At 31.4% G+C, this 676-nt stretch carries 1 pseudogene; it reads right to left on the reverse strand.

Annotated elements, in window-relative coordinates:
- Window positions 1-676 (reverse strand): annotated as a pseudogene (locus NNN64_RS22935) (hypothetical protein); the annotation flags it as partial.

Raw genomic sequence — 676 nt, forward strand, 5'->3', positions numbered from 1 at the left:
ATATCACACGTAGTAACAAATGGTTATCATCATTTTTATAGTCTAAAATTTCTGCATAGTTTCTAAGTGTAGTTGTGTGCATATAAATTGATGGTATATGGGCTTTGTATGCAAACATTATTCTGTCAGCTAGGTTTTTTATCCAATCTTGCAGGAACACATCATTATTTGAATTCTGTAATAAAATGTGCGCTGCCAGACTTATATCTATAGCTTGATCATCTTTGTAGGGTGATAACAATAAAGGATTGTTAGAAACAAGTTCTTGAATTGTTTTTGAAATCCTTTCAATTTGATTTCTAATCTCAAGTTGCTCTTGATTTTCACCTTCAGAAGGAGGAAATTCAATATGAGATTTCTGTAATCTATAGAGTAACCATTCAGCATGCATAGCAACTCTACCAAGAATGTCGAATAGTTTTATGTTTAGATCGATAGAACATCGGGTATTAATGGCTCTGGATATGGCATGCAGATTTTTGCAAAATGGTAGTATGCATTTTTGTACATACTCTTCTGATATTTTTTGATATGTTGAGATTAATTCATCGAAAGAATTTTTTTGCTTTAAAGTAAAATTTTTATTGATCGCATCCCAAACATAAAGTATTGCAGACTCGGCAGATATATATGCGGACTCAATATTATTTTCATCTCTGCACCATGAATATAAAAT

This window comes from Citrobacter sp. Igbk 14 (genome assembly GCF_028069825.1).
GTDB lineage: Bacteria > Pseudomonadota > Gammaproteobacteria > Enterobacterales > Enterobacteriaceae > Citrobacter.